The 2,785-nt window shown below is 65.0% G+C and carries 3 protein-coding genes and 1 pseudogene; 2 read left to right on the forward strand and 2 right to left on the reverse strand.

The annotated features are described in order from the left end of the window. Window positions 1-734, reverse strand: a 734-nt coding sequence (locus tag ACO1BU_RS36670; protein WP_424140790.1) for an IS110 family RNA-guided transposase, incomplete at its 3' end; no start/stop codon positions are given. A 118-nt stretch (window positions 735-852) separates the two neighbouring features. Next, window positions 853-1,119 (reverse strand): annotated as a pseudogene (locus tag ACO1BU_RS36675) (IS6-like element ISPsa2 family transposase); the annotation flags it as partial. Between ACO1BU_RS36675 and ACO1BU_RS36680 the strand changes: the two are divergent. Further along, a complete protein-coding gene (locus tag ACO1BU_RS36680; RefSeq protein WP_424140791.1) occupies window positions 1,118-1,729 on the forward strand; it encodes an IS6 family transposase in 612 nt (203 codons plus the stop codon). The pseudogene ACO1BU_RS36675 and the gene ACO1BU_RS36680 overlap by 2 nt on opposite strands. 289 nt (window positions 1,730-2,018) lie before the next feature. Further along, the coding region (locus ACO1BU_RS36685; protein WP_424140792.1) for an acyl-CoA dehydrogenase family protein at window positions 2,019-2,785 on the forward strand (767 nt) is incomplete at its 3' end.

Consider the following 2,785-nt stretch of genomic DNA (forward strand, 5'->3'; position numbering starts at 1 on the left):
CCAACGGTTCGCGACCGCCGGAAGCGCGCGGGGTTGTCAACGCAGGCCTTGAAGGACAGCGCGGTATGCGCGCCCACGCCCGGGATCGTCATCAGCAGGCGGCACACAGGATCCTGCTGCGCTGCCGTGATGATCTGCCGGTCCAGGACAAGGATCTGGCGTATGATCGTGGCACGCGCCTCCAGCAGGGGGCGGATGATCGGATGCAAAGCATCGCAACCGCCAATCCGCTCCAGGACATCTTCGGCAAAGCGGCTCCCGCGGGTTGGAAACTGGATCCCCTCGAGCCGCAGCAGGCCACGGATCGTGTTCTCCAGGGCAACCCTCTGGCTGTGCAGTGTCCCACGGGCCGTCAGCAGCATGCCCCGGCGTTGGCTCTCCTGTGACTTGATCCAGACCTCGCGATAGGTCCTCACGCGCATCAGCTCGGCGATGCCGTGGGCATCATTGCGGTCGTTCTTGTTCCGGAACCCCGCCTGCAGGGCGGCTGCCGCATGCCTGGCGTCGATACACACGGCAGGGTGTCCGAGCCTGCGCAGCTCCAGGCAGAGCCAGGACGACGTCCCTCCGGACTCCAGGCCGATGCGCTCGCAGCCGAGCTCATTCTCCTGGAGAAAGCGGCTGATCACCTCCGGATCCGTGGCCAGCCTGGCCTCCCTGACCACCCGTCCATCGCCGTCCACAACACAAAGCGCCGTCAGCTTCAGAGATACGTCCAGTCCGCAATAGAGCATGGCACCGTCCTCCAGAGCTGGGGCATGAAGCTGGCAGGCTACCGCCAGCCTTCCCAAACCAGGCACTCCGCTCCGCCCAAACAAGGGCTGGCGGCTACGCCAGGCCGGGATACCCCATCTCGTCGACCCGCCAAGAGCCGTTCGAGGCACGCAAGTGCGGCCGGATCCGCCTCTCGATCTCCGGCGCATAAGTCTGGGTCCAGCGGAAGAGGGTGGTGTGCGCGACGTCCACACCGCGGTCGGCGAGCATCAGCTCAAGATCGCGGTAGCTGACCGGGAACATCAGGTACCAGCGGACTGCCCAGAGGATCACTTCCGCAGTGAACTGCCGCCCCTTGAAGGCCTGATCCGGCCTCACCGAGGCCACTCTCCGCCGTCTTGCCATGCCGTGGTTTGTACCTGCTCAGGGAGGCTCCGCAAGCTCGCAACAGAACCTCCGGAACTGGTGCCGGAAGTTCGGCCCGGGGTTCGCGGCAAAGCTGCGGCGGCGTCGGCCGAAGCCGGGCGCTACCTGGCACCTCGATGGGGTATTTTTGCGTATCGATGGCGTGCTGCATTACCTCTGGCGAGCGGTGGACCAGCACGGCGTGGTGCTGGACATCCTCGTTCAGGATCGACGGAACGGGAGTGCAGCCAAGCGGTTCTTCAAGCGCCTGCTCGCAGGCCTCAAGTACAAGCCGCGTCGGTTGGTCACTGACGGGCTGAAGAGCTACGGCGTAGCTCAGCGCGAAATGCTGCCAGAGGTCCGGCATCGGAGCAGCCGCTACCTCAATAACCGGGCGGAGAACTCGCATCGGCCCACCCGCCGTCGAGAGCGGCAGATGCAGCGTTTCAAGTCGGCCGGGCAGGCCCAGCGTTTCCTCGCGGCACACGGCATGATCTATGGCCATTTCCGTCCGCGACGGCACCTGATGACGACCATCGAGTACCGGCGCGCTCAGACCAAGGCCTTTCGGATCTGGCGGCAGGAGACCTGCGCCCAAGCAGCGTCCTGATCCTGCCGCACCCTCCGTCACGCGGCCAAACTCGCCCTCTCGTCAAACAACTTGCCAATGCCCTCAGGAGCTTATCCGAGGTGTCCGCTATCAGGGGCAAGGGTCAAACAGCTGCTGTCCAGCAGTACCCATTGCAACGGGCAAAGAAGGCGGTTGACAAGAATCAAGCCCCCGACATAGCGTGCATTACGCCGATGCAGTGTATCGATACACGGTTTTAGTGGCCGACATCGCATGCACTGCATGGCACGCCTCAACGAACGCGCGGCACAGGGAAGGAAGCATCCGTATGCAGCTCGCCGTCATGGGCCATCCGTCAGTCGTGCCTCCAGTCTCGCTCGCTGTGCCCGAACCCGGCCTGACCCCGGAGGATCTCCTTGGTCGTGCCATCTCCCTGCGGCCCATGCTGCGGGAGAGGCAGAAGGAGCACGAGCTGCTCGGCACCTATGCCGAAGACGTGCATGCCACCTTCGAGCGGATGGGCTTCTACCGCATTACGCAGCCCCGGATGTTCGGCGGCTATGAATTCAGTCTGCCCGTCTTCTTCCGGACGATGGTGGAGGTCTCACGCGGCGATCCAGGCGTGGGCTGGTGCCTCACGCTGGCGGCCTCACATGCCTTTCTATTGGCCAGCCACTGGCCGGAGAAGGCGCAGCGCGAGTTATTCGGCGAAACCGGCCATTTCATCTCCCCACACCGGGCCCAGCCGCTGGGAACGGCGACGCCCGTGCCGGGCGGCCTGCGCATCAAGGGGCGCTGGAACTATTCCTCGGGCGTGCCGCATGCGACGCATTTCATCGGCACGGCGCTGCTGCAGAACGGGGATGGAACGCCACCCTCCCCCGTGCTCATCGTGGTGCCGCAGGGGCAATACACGATCCTGAAGGATTGGGGCGGGGACGAGATCCTGGGGATGCGGTCCTCCGGCTCCAACACCGTCGTGATCGAGGATGCGGTCATTCCCGCGCATCACGCGGTGCCCTTCAACGCCCAGTTCTGCCGGCCGGAGGAGATGGCGGAGGGCACGCCGGGCACGCGGCTGCACGGGAACCCCAT

This window comes from Roseomonas chloroacetimidivorans, from assembly GCF_049629625.1.
Taxonomy (GTDB): domain Bacteria; phylum Pseudomonadota; class Alphaproteobacteria; order Acetobacterales; family Acetobacteraceae; genus Roseomonas; species Roseomonas chloroacetimidivorans.

What these genes read in the sequence shown, in the direction of transcription:
- ACO1BU_RS36680 (WP_424140791.1), top strand. Translation starts at nt 1,118, where the DNA reads ATGCCGTGGTTTGTACCTGCTCAGGGAGGCTCCGCAAGCTCGCAACAG.